At 67.6% G+C, this 18413-nt stretch carries 17 protein-coding genes; 7 read left to right on the top strand and 10 right to left on the bottom strand.

Going from position 1 to position 18413, the window contains the following annotated elements; translation table 11 throughout:
* Positions 1–34: 34 nt before the first annotated feature.
* The 3 genes from QO207_RS13635 to QO207_RS13625 form a co-directional block, all read right to left on the bottom strand.
* Positions 35–319 carry a type II toxin-antitoxin system RelE/ParE family toxin gene (locus QO207_RS13635; protein WP_301532916.1) on the bottom strand — a complete coding sequence of 95 codons (285 nt, stop codon included), beginning with the start codon at positions 317–319 and terminating at the stop codon, positions 35–37.
* A complete protein-coding gene (locus QO207_RS13630; protein WP_301532915.1) occupies positions 309–548 on the bottom strand; it encodes a CopG family ribbon-helix-helix protein in 240 nt (79 codons plus the stop codon). Before QO207_RS13630 ends, QO207_RS13635 begins: the two co-directional genes overlap by 11 nt.
* 117 nt (positions 549–665) lie before the next feature.
* Positions 666–2027, bottom strand: a complete 1362-nt coding sequence (locus QO207_RS13625; protein WP_301532914.1) for a TAXI family TRAP transporter solute-binding subunit — start codon at positions 2025–2027, stop codon at positions 666–668.
* 133 nt (positions 2028–2160) lie between these two features.
* Here QO207_RS13625 and sbcD point away from each other — a divergent pair, with 133 nt between their 5' ends.
* The 4 genes from sbcD (at position 2161) to QO207_RS13605 (ending at position 8188) form a co-directional block, all read left to right on the top strand.
* Positions 2161–3381 carry an exonuclease subunit SbcD gene (gene sbcD, locus QO207_RS13620; protein ID WP_301532913.1) on the top strand — a complete coding sequence of 407 codons (1221 nt, stop codon included), beginning with the start codon at positions 2161–2163 and terminating at the stop codon, positions 3379–3381.
* A complete protein-coding gene (locus QO207_RS13615) occupies positions 3378–6842 on the top strand; it encodes an SbcC/MukB-like Walker B domain-containing protein (RefSeq protein ID WP_301532912.1) in 3465 nt (1154 codons plus the stop codon). Before sbcD ends, QO207_RS13615 begins: the two co-directional genes overlap by 4 nt.
* A complete protein-coding gene (gene aac(6'), locus QO207_RS13610; RefSeq protein WP_301532911.1) occupies positions 6842–7297 on the top strand; it encodes an aminoglycoside 6'-N-acetyltransferase in 456 nt (151 codons plus the stop codon). The genes QO207_RS13615 and aac(6') overlap by 1 nt, the downstream gene beginning before the upstream one ends.
* A gap of 138 nt (positions 7298–7435) precedes the next feature.
* On the top strand, positions 7436–8188 hold the full coding sequence (locus QO207_RS13605; RefSeq protein WP_301532910.1) for a Dps family protein: 753 nt from the start codon (positions 7436–7438) through the stop codon (positions 8186–8188).
* Between the two features lie 116 nt (positions 8189–8304).
* Here QO207_RS13605 and QO207_RS13600 read toward each other — a convergent pair whose 3' ends face one another.
* Together QO207_RS13600 and QO207_RS13595 are read right to left on the bottom strand one after the other, a co-directional pair.
* Positions 8305–9114 (bottom strand): hypothetical protein, encoded by an 810-nt coding sequence (locus tag QO207_RS13600; protein WP_301532909.1) that lies wholly within the window; start codon positions 9112–9114, stop codon positions 8305–8307.
* Positions 9115–9143: 29 nt separating this feature from the next.
* Positions 9144–10379, bottom strand: coding sequence for a dienelactone hydrolase family protein (locus tag QO207_RS13595; protein ID WP_301532908.1), 1236 nt, complete (start codon positions 10377–10379; stop codon positions 9144–9146).
* Between the two features lie 158 nt (positions 10380–10537).
* On the opposite strand from QO207_RS13595, the gene QO207_RS13590 reads away from it, so the two are divergent.
* Entirely contained in the window at positions 10538–11260 is a 723-nt protein-coding gene (locus QO207_RS13590) for an energy transducer TonB (RefSeq protein WP_301532907.1), read from the top strand.
* 37 nt (positions 11261–11297) lie between these two features.
* Positions 11298–11840: a hydrolase gene (locus QO207_RS13585; RefSeq protein WP_301532906.1), complete on the top strand. Its 543-nt coding sequence runs from the start codon at positions 11298–11300 to the stop codon at positions 11838–11840.
* Positions 11841–11859: 19 nt separating this feature from the next.
* Here the strand turns inward: QO207_RS13585 and QO207_RS13580 are convergent, their stop codons facing one another.
* Complete coding sequence (locus QO207_RS13580) at positions 11860–12750, bottom strand: LysR family transcriptional regulator (protein WP_301532905.1); 891 nt, start codon at positions 12748–12750, stop codon at positions 11860–11862.
* A gap of 158 nt (positions 12751–12908) precedes the next feature.
* Here QO207_RS13580 and QO207_RS13575 point away from each other — a divergent pair, with 158 nt between their 5' ends.
* Positions 12909–14432 (top strand): MFS transporter, encoded by a 1524-nt coding sequence (locus QO207_RS13575; protein ID WP_301532904.1) that lies wholly within the window; start codon positions 12909–12911, stop codon positions 14430–14432.
* 133 nt (positions 14433–14565) lie between these two features.
* On the opposite strand, the gene rlmF is transcribed toward QO207_RS13575, so the two are convergent.
* Genes rlmF through QO207_RS13555 form a run of 4 tightly spaced genes read right to left on the bottom strand, consistent with a single transcriptional unit; the run spans position 14566 to position 18369 of the window.
* Entirely contained in the window at positions 14566–15567 is a 1002-nt protein-coding gene (gene rlmF / locus QO207_RS13570) for a 23S rRNA (adenine(1618)-N(6))-methyltransferase RlmF (protein WP_301532903.1), read from the bottom strand.
* Positions 15568–15619: 52 nt separating this feature from the next.
* Entirely contained in the window at positions 15620–16198 is a 579-nt protein-coding gene (locus tag QO207_RS13565) for a VTT domain-containing protein (protein WP_301532902.1), read from the bottom strand.
* 10 nt (positions 16199–16208) lie between these two features.
* Entirely contained in the window at positions 16209–16505 is a 297-nt protein-coding gene (locus QO207_RS13560) for a winged helix-turn-helix domain-containing protein (protein ID WP_301532901.1), read from the bottom strand.
* A 34-nt stretch (positions 16506–16539) separates the two neighbouring features.
* On the bottom strand, positions 16540–18369 hold the full coding sequence (locus QO207_RS13555) for an SLC13 family permease (protein WP_301532900.1): 1830 nt from the start codon (positions 18367–18369) through the stop codon (positions 16540–16542).
* Positions 18370–18413: the final 44 nt, after the last annotated feature.

Genomic DNA, 18413 nt, shown 5'->3' with positions numbered 1-18413 from the left:
AGTTTACCCGACCCGGCGGCGGGATGCGCGACGCTTACCAGCGAACCGGTGGCAGGCGGCGGGTATGGAAGATGTGCAGCACCTGCAAGCGGCCCCCGCGAATACGGTAGGGGATCAGGTAGGGATGACCACTCATCGCCCATTCGCGGGTGCCGGGCACACGGCCTTCGCGCCCGGCTGCAGGGTTGGCTGCGAGCAGTTCGACGTCGGCCAGTACGGCACTGACGAAGGCCCGCGCTGCTGCGGGGTTGTCCTGGGCGATATAGCTGGCTTCGCTGTCGAGGTTGCGCAGGGCGTTGCGCAGCCACTCAATCCGCATCGCGCGCCCACTTGTTGAGAATGGCCTTTACCTCGGCGTCGCTGGCGAAGTCGCCGGCATCCGCCTCGGCTATTGCCTGCTGGATTTCGCCGATCTGCCAGGATTCGCGGGCCAGGTATTCCTCCAGCGCCTGGGCGGCAAGGAAGTTCTTGCTGCGACCGGTGGCCTCGGCCAGCTTGGCGAGGGTTTCGGACTGGTCGTCCGACAGGCGCAGGGACATGACGGGCATGGAGCACCTCGGGTGTAGTGGCATGGGGTGTAGTGGCTATTACTACAAGATACTACAACCTACTACAGGTGCTGCATGCGTCCATCGGCTGCAGTGGATTCCCATGCCGCTGTCGGCTCAATCCGCCGGCACCAGCCCCTCGTCGCGCTCGCGGCGGTTGCGGCGCAGCTGGCGCAAACGGCGGATCACGTAGTTCAGGTGCAGGTGCAGCTCGTAAAGCTCGTTGTAGTAGGACAGCGGCACCTCGACCTTGGCCAGCTCGGCCTCCAGCTGCTCCAGGCGTTCGATCTCGGTGCTCAGCTCGGCGCTGCCGGTGCGTTCGTCGAGACGCCGGTCGATCTCGCGCAGGTAGCGGTACCAGCGGTAGATGCGCGCGCGGATGCGCCAGCGGTACAGCGGGCCGATGGACTTGAGCAGCGGGATGAGAATGGCGATGAAGGGAATCAGCAGGATGATGTAGCGGTCCGCCAGGGAGGCGATGCGGAACGGCAGGAAGCGCTGCAGCAGCGGCGGCCCACTCTTGTAGTAGCGCTCGGCGTCTTCCTGCAGGGCCAGGGTGCGCGGCTCGGCGCTGGGGAAGGCGCCGGCCGGGTCGAGCAGGGTGCCGCTCTTCATCACCGTGCGTGCCGCTTCGAGGATCAGCGGAGTGAGCGCCGGGTGGAAGTCGCCGTTGACCACCAGGGTGGCGACCGGCGAGAGGGTGGCCAGGTCCTGGTCCGGTACGTTCTGCGCCAGGTTCAGTAGCCCCTCGCTGACGTCGACGCGCTTGAGGAAGGGAATCCGCGCCTCGTACGCGTGGGCACGGCGAAAGCCGGTCAGCTTGAGCTCGGGGCTGGCGGCCAGGCGCTGCACCAGCGGGTTCTCCGCCGGGCCGACGAAGAAGGCCGCGTCCAGCTCGCCGGCCAGCAACTGGTTGGCCACGGCGTTGCCGCCGTGGGCCTGCCAGCCGGCGGGCAGCGGGTCGGTGGGAATCTCGTTGGCCTTGAGGATGGCCTCGGTCACCGCTTCGGTGCCGCTGCCGGCGCTGCCGATGGCCACGCGCAGGTTGAGCAGGTCGGCCAGGCGGTCGATCTTCGCTTCGCGGCGCTGGAACAGCCACAGTGGCTCCTGGAACATCGCACCGAGGGTCTGCAGATGCGCGCGCTGCTTGGCTTCGAGCTGCTGCTCCTGGCCGCTCTGCACCAGCGCCAGGTCCACGCCGCTTTTGCCATCCAGCAGCTTGCCGAGGTTGTCCCGCGAGCCTGCGGTGCGCACCAGTTGCAGGTCGAAGCCCTGCTTGGCCAGTTCTTCCTTCAGCCGCTGGCCGAACACTGCGTAGCCGCCGCCCGGCGCGCCAGTGGCCAGGGTGGCGCTCATCGGTGGCGGTGGGGCGACGAAGTAGAAGACCGCAGCGACCAGCGCGGCCAGCACCGGCACCAGCCAGAGGTTGGCGCGCACCAGGATGGCGAGGTCCTTGAGCATGTTCAGAAGGCGTTGCATGGAAAGTCCTTGTGGCGAGGTGCTGTCCTGAAAAGATAGCCAGCCTGGGCGAGGGCGGCCGGCGAATCCGCCATGGCGAAGGCGGAAGCCGCTATCATCGCAAGCCTCGAAATACGGCTGCGGACTTCACGGCATGCGCATTCTCCACACCTCCGACTGGCACCTGGGCCAGCATTTCATGGGCAAGAGCCGCGAGGCCGAGCACCAGGCGTTCTGCGCCTGGCTGGTCGAACAGGTGCGCGAGCAGGCCGTGGATGCGGTGATCATCGCCGGCGACGTGTTCGACACCGGCGCGCCGCCCAGCTATGCCCGCGAGCAGTACAACCGCTTCATCGTCGAGCTGCGCGATACCGGCGCGCGCCTGGTGGTGCTGGGTGGCAACCACGACTCGGTGGCGATGCTGGAAGAGTCCCGCGACCTGCTGGCCTGCCTCGATACCCAGGTGATCGCCGCCGTCGGCACCGACCTCGACCGCCAGTTGCTGGTGCTGCCGCAACGTGACGGCCAGCCCGGTGCCATCCTCTGCGCGATCCCCTTCATCCGCCCGCGCGACGTGCTCACCAGCCAGGCCGGGCAGAGTGCGCAGGACAAGCAGCTGGCCCTGCAACAGGCGATCCAGATGCACTACCGCGAGCTGTTCGAGTGCGCCGAGGCCGAGCGGGAAAAGCTCGGCCGGCACCTGCCGATCATTGCCACCGGCCACCTCACCACGGTCGGTGCCAGCGCCAGCGAATCGGTGCGGGAAATCTACGTCGGCACCCTGGAGGCCTTCCCCACCAGCGCCTTCCCGGCGGCGGACTACATTGCCCTCGGCCACATCCACCGGCCGCAGAAGGTCGGCGGCCTGGAGCACATCCGCTACTGCGGCTCGCCCATCGCGCTGAGCTTCGACGAGGCGACCCAGGGCAAGGAAGTGCTGCTGGTGGACCTGGATGACAGCGGCCTGCAAAGCGTCACTGTGCTGCCGGTGCCGCGCTTCCAGCCGCTGAAGTCGGTGTCCGGCAGCCTTGCCGAGCTGCCCGCCGAACTGGCCCGCGTCGCCCGCGAAGGCAGCGCGGAGCAGCCGGTCTGGCTGGAAGTGATGGTGCACACCGACGACTACCTGACCGACATCCAGCTGCGCGTCGAGAAGCTCTGCGAGGAGCTGCCGGTGATCGTCCTGCGCACCCGCCGCGAGCGCGGTACTTCACAGGCGACGCTGTTCAGCGAGGCCAAGGAAACCCTCGACGAACTCAGCCCCGAAGACGTGTTCCGCCAGCGCCTGGACGCCGAGGACCTGGAGGCGCCGTTGCGCGAGCGTCTGACCGGGCTCTACCGGGAAGTCGTCGCCGAACTGCAGGAGGAGCGCCCGTGAGAATCCTCAGCCTGCGCCTGAAGAACCTCAACTCGCTGAAGGGCGAATGGAAGATCGACTTCAGCGCCGAGCCCTTCGCCGGCAACGGCCTGTTCGCCATCACCGGGCCGACCGGGGCGGGCAAGACCACGCTGCTCGATGCCATCTGCCTCGCCCTTTACCACCGTACGCCGCGCATGAGCGTGCTGTCGCAGAGCGGCAACGAGCTGATGACCCGGCACACCGCCGACTGCCTCGCCGAGGTGGAATTCGAGGTGAAGGGTCAGCCTTACCGCGCCTTCTGGAGCCAGCGCCGCGCCCGTGACAAGGCCGAAGGCGCGCTGCAGGCGCCGAAGGTGGAGCTGGTGCGCATCGACCGCGCCACTGGCGAGGGGCAGATCCTCACCGACAAGATCAACGACAAGCTGAAGCAGACCGAGACGCTGACCGGCCTCGACTTCGAGCGCTTCACCAAATCCATGCTGCTGGCCCAGGGCGGTTTCGCCGCCTTCCTCGAAGCCAACGCCAACCAGCGCGCGGAGCTGCTGGAGGAACTCACCGGCACGGAAATCTATGGGCTGATTTCCAAGCGCGTATTTGATCGAACTCGTGAGATGCGAGCTGCGCTGGACCAACTTAAAGCTCGATCCGATGGCTTCGAACTGCTGAGCGCTGAACAGCGCAGCGAACTGGAGCAGCAGGGCCGCGATGCCGCCGTGCAGGAAACCGCCTTGCAGGCCCAGCACGCAGCCCTCCAGGCACAGCGTCGCTGGCGCGAGGACCTGACCCGCGCGCAGCAACAGGTCGAGCAGGCCGGCGCGAAGGAGATCGGCGCACGCCAGGCGCTGGAGCAGGCGCAGCCCGATCTGCAACGGCTGGCGGACAGTGAGCCCGCCGCCCGCTTGCAGCCGTTGCACCAGGCTTGGCGCAGCAGCCACGAGAGCGTCGAACAGGGCCGCGCGGCGCTGGAGGACAATCGCACACAGCAGGCAACCAACCGCGAAGCGGTTGCCCAGGCCCTCTGGGCAGCCAGCCAATACGCGCAGCAGGCGCAGGGTGCGCGTGAGCTTGAGTACAAGGCCGTCAGCGAGCAGCGCCAGGAACTCCAGGTGCGACTCGCCCAGCATCCGCAGCGCGCGAAACTGGGCGAGCTGCTCGGCGGCTGGCGCGCGCAGTTCGCCCAGCGCTCGCGCCTGGCCCAGGCCATCGACGACTTGCAGCGGCAGGCGCAGGCGGCCGATCAGGCATTGCAGGCAGCGACTGCGCAGCGGCAGACGCTACAGGGCAACGTCGCCTTCATGCAGGAGCAGTTCGACGCGGCCGGCACGCAGGAGAAGCTGCATCAGCAGCAGCTCGATGCCTTGCTCGGTGGTGCCACGGAAGCGGACCTGCGTGAGCATCTGCAACAGGCGCAGCTGCAAAGCCGTGGGCTCGACCGTCTGGAACAACTGGCCCAGACCCGCGCCCAGGCCGCCGCGCAAGTTGCGCGCTGGCAGCCCGAGCTGGATGCGCTGCGCCAGAAAAAGACCGAGCGCGACACGGCCATCGTCGCGCTGCGCGAGCGTTATCAGGCGACCAAGCAGCAGCTCGCCGACAAGGAAAAACTCCTGCAGCAGGAGCAGCGCATCCATCAGCTGGAACACCTGCGCACGCAGTTGCAGCCCGGTGAAGCCTGCCCGCTGTGCGGCTCGCATGAACACCCGGCGGTGGCGGCTTACCAGGCGCTGGATGTGTCCTCTACGCAGAAGGCGCTGGAGCAGGCGCGCCAACAGCTGGCCGAACTGGAAAGCCAGGGCATCGCCCTGCGCGGCGAGTTGGCCGAGCTGGATGCGCAATTGCAGCAAGGCCAGCGCCAAATGGATGAAGCCCAGGCAGCGCTGGTGCAGCACCAGCAAGCGTGGCAGCAACAATGTGAAGCGCAGGGTCTCGCGCTGCCGGACGACCAGCAGCTCGGCGCTGAACGTGCGCGCCATGAGGCGTCGCTGGCCGCCCTGCAGCAGCAACTGAAAACGCTGGAAGGGCAGCGTGTCCAGCTCCAACAGGCGCAACATCAACGCCAGCGCGCCGAGCGCGACCACGCCGAGGCAGCGCAGCAACTGGCGCTGTTCGACCAGCAGCAGACCCACGAACGCCAGCGCCAGGAAGAGCGTGCGCAGCAACTCGCGGTTCAACGCACGGACCTGCAACAGCAGGACCAGTCACTGGCAACCGCGCTGGGTGAGCTCGGCTACGACGTGCCGGAAGACGGCGAGCAGTGGTTGGCCGAGCGCACGGCGGAATGGCAGCAATGGCAGCGGGATCAGCAGCGCAGCCAGGAACTGGCCACGGCCGAGCGTGATGCCGAGCAGGCTGCCCATGCGGCGCAACAGCTCGCCGCACAATGGCAGCAGCGCTGGCAGACCGCAGGCTTCGATGCGCGCCAGCCACTGGCAACCCATGCCGCGCCGCAGCAGGCACTGGCGCACGCCGAGGAGCAACTGGCTGCCGCCCAGCGCCAGGCCGACGCCTTGCAGGGCCGCGAGCAATCGCTGGCAGAACGGATGGAACAGGAGCAGGCGCGCCTGGCCGAGCGTCTGGCGAGCTGGCAGCAGGCACTGGCGACGAGTCCCTTTGCCGATGAATCGGCTTACCTCGCCGCGCTGCTGGATGATGCCCAGCGCAGCGAACTCAGCCAGCTGCGTCAGCGTCTGGAAACCGCCATCACCGAAGCCGTCACCCTGCGTGCTGCCGCGACTCAGGACGTCGAACGCCTGCAGGCCGAGCCCCACGGCGAACTGCCGCTGGAAGAGCTCGACCAGCAGTTGCAGGCACTCGCCACGCAGCTGCGTGAACTCGGCCAGCGCCAGGGCGAGATTCGCGCCCAGCTTCAGGGTGACGACAACCGCCGCGCCAGCCAGCAGAGCCTGTTCGCCGCAATCGCCCGGCAGGAGGAGGAGCACGACCTCTGGCAGCGCCTCAACAGCCTGATCGGCGCCTCCGATGGCGCGCGTTACCGGCGCTTCGCCCAGGGCCTGACCCTCGATCATCTGGTGCACCTCGCCAACCGCCAGCTGCAGCGCCTGCACGGCCGTTACCAGTTGGCGCGGCGCAGCGACGGTGAGCTGGAGCTGGAGGTGGTGGACACCTGGCAGGGCGACACCGCGCGCGACTGCAAGACGCTGTCCGGCGGCGAGAGCTTCCTGGTCAGCCTGGCGCTGGCGCTGGCGCTGTCCGACCTGGTCAGCCACAAGACCAGCATCGATTCGCTGTTCCTCGACGAAGGCTTCGGCACCCTCGACGGCGAGACCCTGGAGGTCGCACTGGATGCCCTCGACAGCCTCAACGCCAGCGGCAAGACCATCGGCGTGATCAGCCACGTCGAGGCGCTGAAGGAGCGCATCCCGGTGCAGCTCAAGGTGCACAAGGGCGTCGGCATGGGCTACAGCCAGCTCGACGCGCGCTTCCGGTACAACCCGGAGCGAATCGAGTCGGAGAAAGCCTGATGGACATGTCGGTGCGCCATTGCGACGAGAACGATCTCGCCGACTGGATCGACCTGCGCCTGCAACTCTGGCCGGGCGATCACGCCGAGGAATTCTTCGAAGAGGCGCGCGACATTCTCGCGCAGCCGCAACGCTTCGGCGCCTGGTTGCTCCGCGATGAGCAGGGCAGGGCGCTTGGGTTGGCGGAAGCCTCGGTGCGCAGCGATTACGTGAATGGCACGGACGGCTCGCCGGTGCTCTTCCTCGAAGGTATCTACGTCCGTGAAGACGCCCGCCGGCAAGGCGTGGCGCGGGCTCTGGTGCGGGTGGTGCAGGCCTGGGGCCGCGCGCAAGGCTGCGTGGGTTTCGCTTCCGACGCGGCCCTCGACAACACCGCCAGCCATGCCTTGCATCGTGCCCTGGGGTTCATCGAAACCGAGCGCGTCGTGTACTTCCGCAAGCCGATCCACGATTGAGCCACATCCGTCGGAACGCGTGCGGCGCAGTGCTGTCAACTTGCAATCGACGCAGGGCGAGATAGGCTCAAGACCGCGCAACGCAGCCGTATCTGCCCAAGTCGGCATTCACGTGATCTTTCGTAGAGGTGATTTGTGATGAAGCAATCCGCATCGGCTCCGAAGAAACCCGCAGCGGCTAAACCCGCCGCGAAGCCGGCTGCGAAAGCGGCCAGCAAACCGGCAGCCAAACCTGCCGCCGCCAAGCCTTCCACCGCAAAACCTGCGGCCAGCAAGCCGGCCGCCAAGACTGCAGCAGCCAAGCCCGCTGCGGCAAAGGCTGCTGCTGCGAAGCCTGCCGCTGCCAAGCCAGCCGCCAAACCGGCTGCCGCCAAGGTTGTGCCGCGCCGTGCTCCGGCGCTGGCCACGCCGTCGGACCTGAGCAAACTCGCCACCCGCGATCTATCCGCCGCGCTCAACCGCCTGCTGGCGGACGTGTTCGCCCTGTACCTGAAGACCAAGAACTTCCACTGGCACGTCAGCGGTCCGCACTTCCGCGACTACCACCTGCTGCTGGACGACCACGCCACCGAAATCTTCGCGATGACCGATGCGATTGCCGAGCGCAACCGCAAGATAGGCGGCAACACCATTCGCTCCATCGGCCACATCGCGCGGCTCAAGCGCATCCTCGACAACGATGCCGAGTTCGTCCAGCCGCTGGACATGCTGGCCGAGCTGCAGGAGGACAATAAATCGCTGACCTCCTACATGCGCGAGGTCCATGACCTGTGCGACGAGTACCATGACATCGCCACCGCCAGCCTGATCGAGAACTGGATCGACGAGACCGAACAGCGCACCTGGTTCCTGTTCGAGACCAGTCGCCGTGGGGATAACACCGGGCACTGAGCCTTGAGCTGTTAGAAAGAACGCCGTGCTCCTGCCAGGGACACGGCGTTTTTTATGGCTGCCGGAATGGGAAAGACCGAGGCACGCCGGACACCTATCGCGGACGGAGTTCGCTCCTACCGGGCCGGGTTGCTCTGCCAGAAGGTGGAGAACTCCTCGAACGGATAGCGCGTGCCGTCGTAGCTGACGGTCTTGCGCACGGTCTTCGGCGCGCCGACGTCTTCGCCGTCCTGCTCGCGCTGCACCTTCGAGGTCACGATCAGGTCGGCGAATCCATGGTGACTGGCCTTGCCCATGTCCAGGGTCAGTTGCGAGCGTTCGGTAACCAGCTTGCTGTCGCTGCCGCAGACCACACCTTCGAGCGTCGTCCATTGCCGCAGGTAGGTGCGGAATACTGGCTTGAACTGGTCGCCCTGCGGCGCGTAGAGGCTGAAGTCGTCGTAGGACCAAGCGTCCGGGCAGCTCGCGCCGCGCGCCACGCTGCCGATGATCAGGCCGAAGCCGCGCACCTCCGGTGCCAGGCGATAACGCGCAGTGTCGAGCCAGAGGCTCGATCTGTCGATCTCCACCATGGCGTCCTCTTCGATGCTGTCATCGTTGCGCGTCACCAGCTTGCCGTTGCCGGTATCGAGCTGGCCGACCAGCAGGTTGAGGCTGCGCTCGCCCGACTCGGTGTTGTCGCCTGCCTTGCTGTAGGCGACGGCCACCACTTCGAGTTTCGGATCGTCCGGCCAGGGCTTGCAGGCAGCCGCCACTACCGGCGTGCTGGCGTCCGGCCCGGGCACTTGCCAGCCCTGCTGGCCGAGCAGGCCGGCCAGGGTCTGCAGGGTGGCGTCGGTGCAGGGTTGCGCGCTGCGCTCCGCCGCACCGGCGCTGCCGGCAATTGCCAGCAGTGCGGCGCAGGTCCATTTCCCTATGCTGTGCATCAGGTGCTCCTTGGGTTCATCGAGGAGGCTCAGCGGCCTTCGCTGTCCTTCCATTTGCTCATCAGGGTATTGGATTCCAGGCTCTCGTCGAGCAGCTTCTTCGCCGTCTCCACGCCGGCCACCGGCAGGCCGGCGGGGTCGAGCAGGCCGATCTGCACCAGCACGCTGGCCTGGTCCCAGTAGATGTGTTCGTGGCACAGCTTGTCGCCACGGAAGCGGATCACGCCGAGCATGGGGATTTCCACGTACTTGCCGGTGGGCGCCACGCCGGGGAGCATCCAGTCGATCTCGCTGGTGTGGGTGAAGCACATGACGAATTCGTCCACCACCTGCAGCGCGCCGACGGTGCGGGAGATCGGCACCAGCTTCATGTCCGGCGGGTTGCCGTGGACGAAGTGGTTGCGATAGAAGCGCGCCAGTTCGTCCTGGCCGACGCCGCCGGTCATGGTCGGGATGTGGTTGACATAGGGCTGGGCGACCATGGTCGCCATGGTGGCGGGCACGTCGCGGGCGGCGAATTCGTGGTGGATGTGGTCTTCCCACAGCTGCGACAGGTCGAAGTCCGGACCGATCTCGCGCTTCAGTGCGCCGATGCTGCGCTCGTGGGCCATCAGCGCGGCGGGCTTGTCGAAGTGCATGCCGCCCGGGCGGGCGAAGGCGTGGTCGACGCCGGGGTAGCTGTAGATTTCCGCCTTCGGCAGTTTGCCGAGGACTTCGCCGATGGCGGCGCGGGCGCTGGCGTCGCAGTACACGTCCTGCTCGGCGAAGTGCAGCACCAGGCGGCCCTGGATGTTCTGCGCCTCGTCGAGCATCTGCTCGATGCCCATGCCGTAGTAGCCCACCGAGCAGGCAGCGTCGGTGCGCGTGGCGGTGAGGTAGGCGAGCTTGCCGCCCAGGCAGAAGCCGACGTAGCCGATGCCACGGTCCGCGACCTCCGGCAGGGCACGCAGGGCGTCCATGGCGGCGGCGATGTCGTCCACGCCCTTGTCCACGTCGAAGCGCTGGAACAGGCCGATGGCCTGGCCGAACTCGGCCTCGCTGTAGCCCAGCTCCAGGTTCGGCTGCAGGCGCCAGAACAGGTCAGGGACCAGGGCGACATAGCCTTCTTCGGCATAGCTGTCGGCGATGCTGCGCATGTTGGCGTTGACGCCAAAAATCTCCTGGCCGATCACCACGCCGGGGCCGTGCCCGCTGGCCGGTACCGCGAGATAACCGCTGAAGCTGCCGCTGCCGTCACGCGCGGCGATGCTGATGCTCTTGCCCATGTTCCCTTGTCTCCCAGGCTCGTTGTTGTGTTGTTCTGGCGCCGCATAGGGTGCGTGCTTGAGCGGCGCCTGCCAAGGGGCAACGCGGCTTGTGAGGCAAAGCAGCGCGGGGCTACCATCGCGCCCCTGACGAAAAAGGACTTTCAGGAGCGAAGCATATGGACACAACGACTGGCATCGGGCGCCTCGCCTTGCTGCTGGCAGCGGCGGCGCTGAGCGCCTGCAGCAGCGCGCCGAAGGACGAGACGCCGCGCCTGGTGCCGCGCTACATGGCTGCGCCGGAATACCCGCAGCAGTTCCAGCCGCGCGGCATCGATGGCCGGGTGAAGACCAGCTTCGAGATCGAGGTCAGCGGCGAGGTCGCCAACGTGCAGATCGTCGAGTCGAGCAACCCTGCGCTGGCCGAAGCCGTGCGCGAACGTGTCTCCCAATGGCGCTTCGAGCCCTGGCAGCCGACCGTCAAATATCCCGCGCCACGGCAGGTGGTGAAGACCTTCGAGTTCAAGCAGGCCGAAGCCGGCACGCCGATGCTGCCTTCGGACAAGGCCGCGGGGAACCCCGAGGAGAGCCTGGCGAACACTGTGCGCGAACTCCTCGCCCAGCCCTGTAGCGCCATCAGCAGCCAGTACGCGGAGTTCCACCAGGCCTACCCCGATCGGCCGCTGGATCAACTGGCGACCTTCCGCATGACCAGCGGCGCGCTGCTGCTCGCCCAGCTCAGCGGCAAGCTGGATGTGGAGAAGAACCGGCTGATCGGCAAGCGCTTCGACGCCGCTCTGCCGCAGGTGCTGGAGCGCTGCCAGCAGCAGCCTGACGCGGTCTATTCCGATGTGCTCGCCGAGGAGATGCGCCGCGTACAGGTTGACAGCACCGGCTCCTGAGTCGAAAACACAGGCTCGACCTGCGAGGAGCCTTGCCATGCTGATGCGCGCGCCAACCGCCTGCCTGCTGATCATCGACATCCAGGAACGCCTGTTCCCGGCCATCCACGACAACGAGACGGTGCTCGAACACAGCGCCTGGCTGCTGGCCGTCGCGCGGCGGCTGGGCGTGCCGGTGCTGGCCACCGAGCAGTACCCCAAGGGCCTCGGCCCGACGCTGCCGGCGCTGCGCGACGAGCTGGCCGAGGGCGAGGTGCTGGAGAAGATCGCCTTCTCCGCCGTCACCGATCCCGGCCTGTTGCAGAGGCCCGGCGGCGAGCGCCGGCAGTTCGTGGTGTGTGGCACCGAGGCGCACGTCTGTGTGCTGCAGACGGTGCTCGGCCTGCTGGCGGAAGACCGTGAGGTGTTCGTGGTGGCGGAGGCCGTCGGCTCGCGCCGCCCGCAGGACAAGGCGCTGGCCCTGGAGCGGATGCGTCAGGCCGGCGCGGTGATCGTCTCGCGGGAAATGGTCGCCTTCGAGTGGCTGGAGCGCGCGGGGACGGAAGTCTTCCGCGAGATCAGCAGGCAGTTCATCCGCTGAGCTGACTGTGGGCCCACTCTCAACGGGTGACGAACAGGCGGTCGCCGAGAAAGTCGAGGAACACCCGCAGCTTCAGCGGCATGCGCCGGCCCGCGGGCCACAGCGCGTGGAAACTGCCCAGGTGCGTGGTGTGCTCGGCTAGTACCTGCACCAGCTTGCCTTCGGCCAGTGCGCCGCGCACGGCGAAGTCGGGCAGGCAGGCGATGCCCATGCCCTGGCTGGCGACGTTGATCAGCATGTCGGCGGTGTTGCAGATCAGCCCGCCGTCCAGGCTTGGCTCCGCTTCTCCGGGGGCGAGCTGCAGCGGCCAGCGTTGCACCAGCCCGCTGCTCGGGTAGCGGTAGTGCAGGCACAGGTGCTGGTTGAGGTCCGCTGGCCGCCGCGGCGTGCCGTACTGGCGCAGGTAGCCGGGCGAGGCCACCAGCATGAGGCTGAAGTCGCCCAGCTTGCGCGCCTTGAGCCGCGAGTCGCGCAGTTCGCCGCCGCGCACCACGAGGTCGAAACCCTCCTCGATGACGTCCACCAGGCGGTCGGTGAAGTCGATGTCCAGCTGGATGCGCGGGTAGCAGCGGAGGAATTCCGGCAGCACCTGCGGCAGCAGCCCGGCCACCAGCGGCATGCTGATCTTCAGGCGGCCGCGGGCCTGCTGGGTGGACAGCGCCAGTTCCTGCTCCGCCGCTTCCAGCTCGTCGAGGATGCGCCGGCAGCGTTCGAGGAACAGCTGGCCTTCGTTGGAGAGGCTCAGGCTGCGTGTGCTGCGGTGGAACAGGCGTACGCCCAGCCGTTCTTCGAGGCGCGCAATGCTCTTGCCCACCGCCGAGGCGGAGAGACCGAGCAGGCGCGCGGCCTGGGCGAAGCTCAGGGAGTCGGCGACCTGGAGGAACACGCGCAGGCCGTTGAGGCTGTCCATGGTTGGGATTCCGTGCGGGCGGGCCGCCATTGTGCCGCGCGATGAGAGATCGATTGCGGACATTTATGTCCGTTTTGTTCGGAATCCTAGCCTGTTTTTCCGCAATACCGGGTTGATTAGCTTTGGGCCGGTCTTCCTCGATTGATTGCGGACCCACCATGAACCCTTCCCACGACACCCCTGAAAACCGCTCCGAGGCCTCGCGCTGGCTGCTGTTGCTCGCCGCCAGCCTGACGGCGGTGCTGATTCCCCTGTGCTTCACCGGCCCGGCCGTGGTGCTGCCGGCCATTGCCCACGAGCTCGGCGGTTCGGCGGTGGCGCTGAACTGGATCGTCAACGGCTACGTGCTGGCCTACGGCGCGGCGATGATGGCGGCCGGAAGCCTGGCCGACGTTTACGGGCGCAAGCGCATCTGGTTGATCGGCCTGGCGCTGTTCTGCGTGACCACCCTGGCGATCCCGCTGGCCGGTTCGGTGGCGGCCATCGACGTATTGCGCCTGGTGCAGGGCGCGGGCGGTTCGGCGGCCTTCGCCGCCGCCATGGCAGCGTTGGCGCAGGAGTTCGACGGGCCGATCCGTACGCGGGTGTTCAGTCTGCTGGGCACCACCTTCGGCGTCGGCCTGGCCTTCGGCCCGCTGCTTGCCGGCTGGCTCACCGATGGGCCGGGCTGGCGCTGGGTGTTCCTGGTGCCGGCGGTGTGCGCGCTGGCCTCGGTGCCGGTGGTCGTGCGCTTCTGCCGCGAAACCCGCGACCCGCAGGCGCATGGCCTGGACTGGCCCGGCGCGCTGAGCTTCACCGCCGCACTCAGCCTGTTCACCTATGGCCTGCTGCTGGCGCCGGAGCAGGGCTGGGCTAGCTTCGCGGTGATCGCCACGCTGGTGTTGAGCGGCGTATTGCTGGTCGTGTTCGTTGCCGTCGAGCGCCGTGTGCAGCGGCCGTTGCTGGACTTGTCGCTGTTCAGCCAATGGCGTTTCGTTGGCGTGCAACTGCTGGGTGCGTCGCCAGCGTTCGCCTACGTGGTGCTGATCGTGCTGCTGCCGGGGCGCTTCATCGGCATCGAAGGGCAGGGTGCGTTGCAGGCCGGCTGGACCATGCTGGCGCTGTCGGCGCCGCTGCTGGTGGTGCCTTTTCTGGCGGCGCTGCTGGCGAAGCACTTCAGCGCTGGCAGCCTCTCGGCGTTCGGCCTGCTGATCGTTTCAGGCGGGCTGCTGTGGTTGGCGCGCAACCTGGCGACGGGTGCCGCGCCGGATATGCCGTTGTTGCTGATCGGCATTGGTATCGGTCTGCCCTGGGGGCTGATGGACGGCCTGGCGGTGAGCGTGGTCGAGCGTGAGCGAGCCGGAATGGCGACAGGCATCTTCAACACCGTGCGGGTCTCCGCCGATGCGGTGGCCATCGCCGTGGTTGGCGCCTTGCTGGCGACCCTGATCGCGGCGCAACTAGAGCCACTGGGCCTGGCCACGACGGAGCGACTGATGAGCGCCAACCAGCTGGCCATCGGCAACCTGGCGGCGGTGGTCGAGCAGTTGCCCCAGCTGGCACCCGAGCAACTGCGCAGCGATTACGTCGCGGTGTTCAGCCGGGTGCTGGAAGTGCTGGCGGGCGTGACCCTGATCGTTGCCGGGCTGGTATTCGTGCTGCTGGGGCGGGAGCGGGCTCCGGCACTCGTCGCTGAGGCGTAGGGCGAATCACCGTTTGCGGTTATCCGCTGGTCCATACGCGGTGGTTGACGGCGGATAACGCGTGCCGCGTTATGCGCCCTACGGTTGTGCTCGGGGGCTTTGCTTCGGGGACGTGGGGCGCTGGCGGTATGAGTCAGTAGCGGCGATGTTCCGGTTCGAGGAAGGTCCAGGCCACGAAGCGGCTCTGTTTCTGCCCCTGGGCCATGTCCACAGTGCGAATGGAAATGGCGCCGGCCTTCTTCAGCGCGCGACGGAAGTCGTCGAGGTTGCCGGCCTTGGACACCAGCGAGCTGAACCAGCGCACCTGCTGGCCGACCTCGGCGCTTTCCGCTGCCAGCTTGCGCAGGAAGGCGATCTCGCCGCCTTCGCACCACAGCTCGTTGCTCTGCCCGCCGAAGTTCAGCTTGGGCAGCTGGCGCGAGGGGTCGAGCTTGCCGAGGTTCTTCCATTTGCGCCGGCTGCCGCTGCTGGCCTCTTCCGGCGAGGAGTGGAAGGGCGGGTTGCACAGGGTCGCGTCGAAGCGCTCATCGGCGCCGAGCAGGCCGCGGAAGATGTGCTTGGGGTCGTGCTGTTGGCGCAACTCGATAGCCTCGGCAAGGCCCGGATTGCCGCTGACGATGGCGTGGGCTGATGCGAGGGCGGCCGCTTCGATGTCCGAGCCGAGGAAGCGCCAGCCGTAGTCGCGGTGGCCGATCAGCGGGTAGATGCAGTTGGCGCCGACGCCGATGTCCAGCACGCGCACTTCAGGACCGCGTGGCACGTTGCCGCCGTTTTCCTCGGCGAGCAGGTCGGCCAGGTAGTGCACGTAGTCTGCGCGGCCAGGGATCGGCGGGCAGAGGAAGCCGGCAGGAATGTCCCACTGGCCGATGCCGTATTGTGCCTTCAGCAGCGCGCGGTTGAACACGCGCACGGCCTCGGGACTGGCGAAGTCGATGCTCGGCTTGCCATAGGGGTTGGTGATGACGAAGCGGCCCAGCTCCGGGCAGCCCTCGATCAGCGCCGGGAAGTCGTAGTGCCCCTGGTGGCGGTTGCGCGGATGCAGCAGGTTCGGCCGCTTGGTGGCGGGGTCGCGCAGGGGCTGGGCAGGCTTGGCCGGGGCGGCGGGGCGTTTGGGCGATCTGGGTGCTTTCGACATGAGGGCGCGCGGGGCAGGGAAGCGGAGGGCGATTTTCCCACAGATGCGCGCTTCAGCCGAGCAGCACGTTGCCCAGGCGGTCGAACAGCAGGCAGCAGAGCAGCAGCGGGATCGGCAGGCCGAGCAGGGTGCCGAGCATGTAGGGCCAGAAGCCGATGCCTGATAGCGCCAGGCTGTAGTTCAGCGTCGGCGAGGTGATGAAGGCGTGGCGCAACAGGAACACGCTGGTCGCCGGGCGCTGGTCGAGGTGGCGGAACACCGCGCGGGTGACCTTGTTGTTCAGCAGGCGCAGGCCGTTGCCGCCCACGGCGCGGATGATCAGGAAGGTGAAGCCGCAGGAGAACACCGCCGCGCAATAGGTGATCAGCCCGCCCCAGAGCTTGCCCATGGCCAGCACCGCGGCGGCGAGGAACAGCAGGCCGGGGATGTGCAGCAGGTTGCCCAGCGCGAACAGGCCGACGAACAGCAGCAGGCCGCGCAGGCGGTTGTCGGTCAGCTCGCTGCGCAGGTAGTCGAGGCTGAATTCCTCGTGCAGCCCGCTGGCCCGGTAGAGCAGGACCAGCACCAGGGCGAAGGCGAGCAGCAGGATCAGTCGGCGCAAGCGCCAGAGGGCGGGGGGGACGGCAAGCATGCGGGCGGGCTCAGGGATACTGCAGGATGTCCTTGATCCGCGGCAGGTGCGCGGCGATCCAGCGTGGATCGATGGCGCCCCAGTCGCGGATGCGGTAGTGGCCGGCGTTGTTGCGCTCGCCGTCGTGCTGTTCGAAGGCGCAGTCGATGTCCAGGTCGGCCAGCGCGGCCAGGGTGTCCTGGGCGGTGCGCCGGGGCATGCCGGTGGCCTCCATCAGCGCCGGGACGCTGGTGGCGGTGCCGCTGTCGATCAGCCAGGCCACGTAGAGGCGGCGGTAGAAACTGCTTTTGGTCTTGCTCACTTCCATCGAGACGAATCCTTGGCGATCTTTAAATGGACGGCTACAGCGGCAGCAGCCAGGGTACCAGCACAACGCTGATGATCATCACCAGAATCGTGAAGGGTACGCCAACCTTGACGAAATCGCCGAAGCGATAGCGCCCCGGGCCCAGCACCAGGGTGTTCACCGGCGAGGAAATCGGCGTCATGAAGGCGGCCGAAGCGGCCAGTGCGACGATCATCGCGAAGGCTTCCGGGGAGGCGCCCAGAGCCTTGGCCGTGGCGATCGCCACCGGCGCCATGAGCACGGCGGTGGCGGTGTTGGAGATGAACAGGCCGATCACCGCAGTGAGCACGAACAGGCTGGCGAGGATGGCGTAGGGCCCGGCGCCGCCTAGGGCGCCGACCAGCCCATTCACCGCCAGGGTGATGCCGCCGGTCTTCTGCAGCGCCAGGGCGAAGGGCAGCATGCCGACGATCAGCAGCAGGCTCTGCCAGTGGATGGCGCGGTAGGCGCTGTCCATGTCGATGCAGCGGAACGAGCCCATCAGCAGGCAGGCGATCAGCGCCGCCATGACGTTGGGCACCAGCCCGCTGACCATAAGGATCACCATCACCGCCAGGCTGAACAGCGCGTGGGGCGCCTGGCTGGCCGCGGGGGCGGCTTCGTCCACCTCGGCTGGCAGGCTGAGCACCAGGAAGTCGCGGGCGCGCGCCTGCAGCTGGCGGATTTCCTTCCAGCCGCCGATCACCAGCAGGGTGTCGCCGACCTTCAGCTTGGCGTCCAGTAGGCCTTCCACCAGCGCCTCGCGGTTGCGTCGCAGGCCGACCACGTTGAGGCCGAACTGGCTGCGGAACTCCAGGTCCAGCACGCTCTTGCCCAGCAGCACGGATTCCGGCGGCATGGTTACCTCGGCCATGCCCACCTCATGGGCGCGCTCGGTGAAGTAGTCGCCCTGCAGGCTCAGTGGCTCCAGGCCGAACTCGTGGTACATGCCGAGCAGGTCGTTGCGCTCGCCGTAGATGTCCACCAGCAGCACGTCGCCGGCGTGCAGCACGATGTTGGCGCTGGGGCTGAGGATCTTCAGGCGGAAGTGCACCATGCGCTCGATGGCCACCACGTTGGTGCCGGCGCGGGCGCGCAGTTCGATGTCGCCCAGGCTCCTGCCCACCAGCTGCGAATCGGGGCGGATGCGCAGGCGGCGCTCGCGGCCGGCGAGCTGGTAGTCGCGAATCAGGTCGCCGAGGGTGCGGCGCTTGACGCTCTGCCCGTCGTCGCCGGTGTCATCGCCCAGCCAGCGCCGCGCCACCAGCATGTAGCCGACGCCGAACACCAGTACGACCAGACCGAACGGCGTGAAGCTGAAGAAGCCGAAACCCTTCGAGCCCTCGCGCACCAGCTCGCTGTGCACCACCACGTTGGGCGCGGTGGCGACCAGGGTGAGCATGCCGCTGATCAGCCCGGCGAAGCTCAGCGGCATCATCAGCCGGCGCGGCGATACGTGCAGGCGCGCGGCGATGCTCAGCACCACCGGGATGAAGATGGCGACCACGCCGGTGGAACTCATCACCGAGCCGAGCCCGGCCACGGCGAGCATCAGCAGCACCAGCAGGCGCGTCTCGCTGGCGCCGGCGCGGCGGGTCAGCCATTCGCCGATGCGGTAGGCCACACCGGTGCGCACCAGCCCCTCGCCGATAACGAACAGCGCGGCGATCAGGATGACGTTGGGATCGGCGAAGCCGGCCAGTGACTCCTGCACGCTGAGCACGCCGGACAGCGGCAGGGCGACCATCACCAGCAGGGCGACCACGTCCATGCGCGGGCGGTTGATGACGAACAGCCCGACGGCGGTGGCGAGCAGGGCGAGGACCCAGATCAGTTGCAGACTCATGCGCTTCCCTTGCGGATATCCGGCGCCATTGTGCCCGCTGGCGC

The organism is Pseudomonas sp. CAN1, from assembly GCF_030462585.1.
Classification (GTDB): Bacteria; Pseudomonadota; Gammaproteobacteria; order Pseudomonadales; family Pseudomonadaceae; genus Pseudomonas.
This window is presented reverse-complemented; position numbering and strand designations above follow the sequence as displayed.

Coding starts and splice junctions, on each gene's coding strand:
- QO207_RS13575 (WP_301532904.1), top strand. CDS start 12,909: ATGAACCCTTCCCACGACACCCCTGAAAACCGCTCCGAGGCCTCGCGC.
- QO207_RS13565 (WP_301532902.1), bottom strand. CDS start 16,198: ATGCTTGCCGTCCCCCCCGCCCTCTGGCGCTTGCGCCGACTGATCCTG.
- QO207_RS13630 (WP_301532915.1), bottom strand. CDS start 548: ATGCCCGTCATGTCCCTGCGCCTGTCGGACGACCAGTCCGAAACCCTC.
- QO207_RS13560 (WP_301532901.1), bottom strand. CDS start 16,505: ATGGAAGTGAGCAAGACCAAAAGCAGTTTCTACCGCCGCCTCTACGTG.
- QO207_RS13625 (WP_301532914.1), bottom strand. CDS start 2,027: ATGCAACGCCTTCTGAACATGCTCAAGGACCTCGCCATCCTGGTGCGC.
- QO207_RS13605 (WP_301532910.1), top strand. CDS start 7,436: ATGAAGCAATCCGCATCGGCTCCGAAGAAACCCGCAGCGGCTAAACCC.
- QO207_RS13590 (WP_301532907.1), top strand. CDS start 10,538: ATGGACACAACGACTGGCATCGGGCGCCTCGCCTTGCTGCTGGCAGCG.
- QO207_RS13555 (WP_301532900.1), bottom strand. CDS start 18,369: ATGAGTCTGCAACTGATCTGGGTCCTCGCCCTGCTCGCCACCGCCGTC.
- QO207_RS13580 (WP_301532905.1), bottom strand. CDS start 12,750: ATGGACAGCCTCAACGGCCTGCGCGTGTTCCTCCAGGTCGCCGACTCC.
- QO207_RS13595 (WP_301532908.1), bottom strand. CDS start 10,379: ATGGGCAAGAGCATCAGCATCGCCGCGCGTGACGGCAGCGGCAGCTTC.
- QO207_RS13635 (WP_301532916.1), bottom strand. CDS start 319: ATGCGGATTGAGTGGCTGCGCAACGCCCTGCGCAACCTCGACAGCGAA.
- QO207_RS13585 (WP_301532906.1), top strand. CDS start 11,298: ATGCTGATGCGCGCGCCAACCGCCTGCCTGCTGATCATCGACATCCAG.
- sbcD (WP_301532913.1), top strand. CDS start 2,161: ATGCGCATTCTCCACACCTCCGACTGGCACCTGGGCCAGCATTTCATG.
- rlmF (WP_301532903.1), bottom strand. CDS start 15,567: ATGTCGAAAGCACCCAGATCGCCCAAACGCCCCGCCGCCCCGGCCAAG.
- QO207_RS13600 (WP_301532909.1), bottom strand. CDS start 9,114: ATGCACAGCATAGGGAAATGGACCTGCGCCGCACTGCTGGCAATTGCC.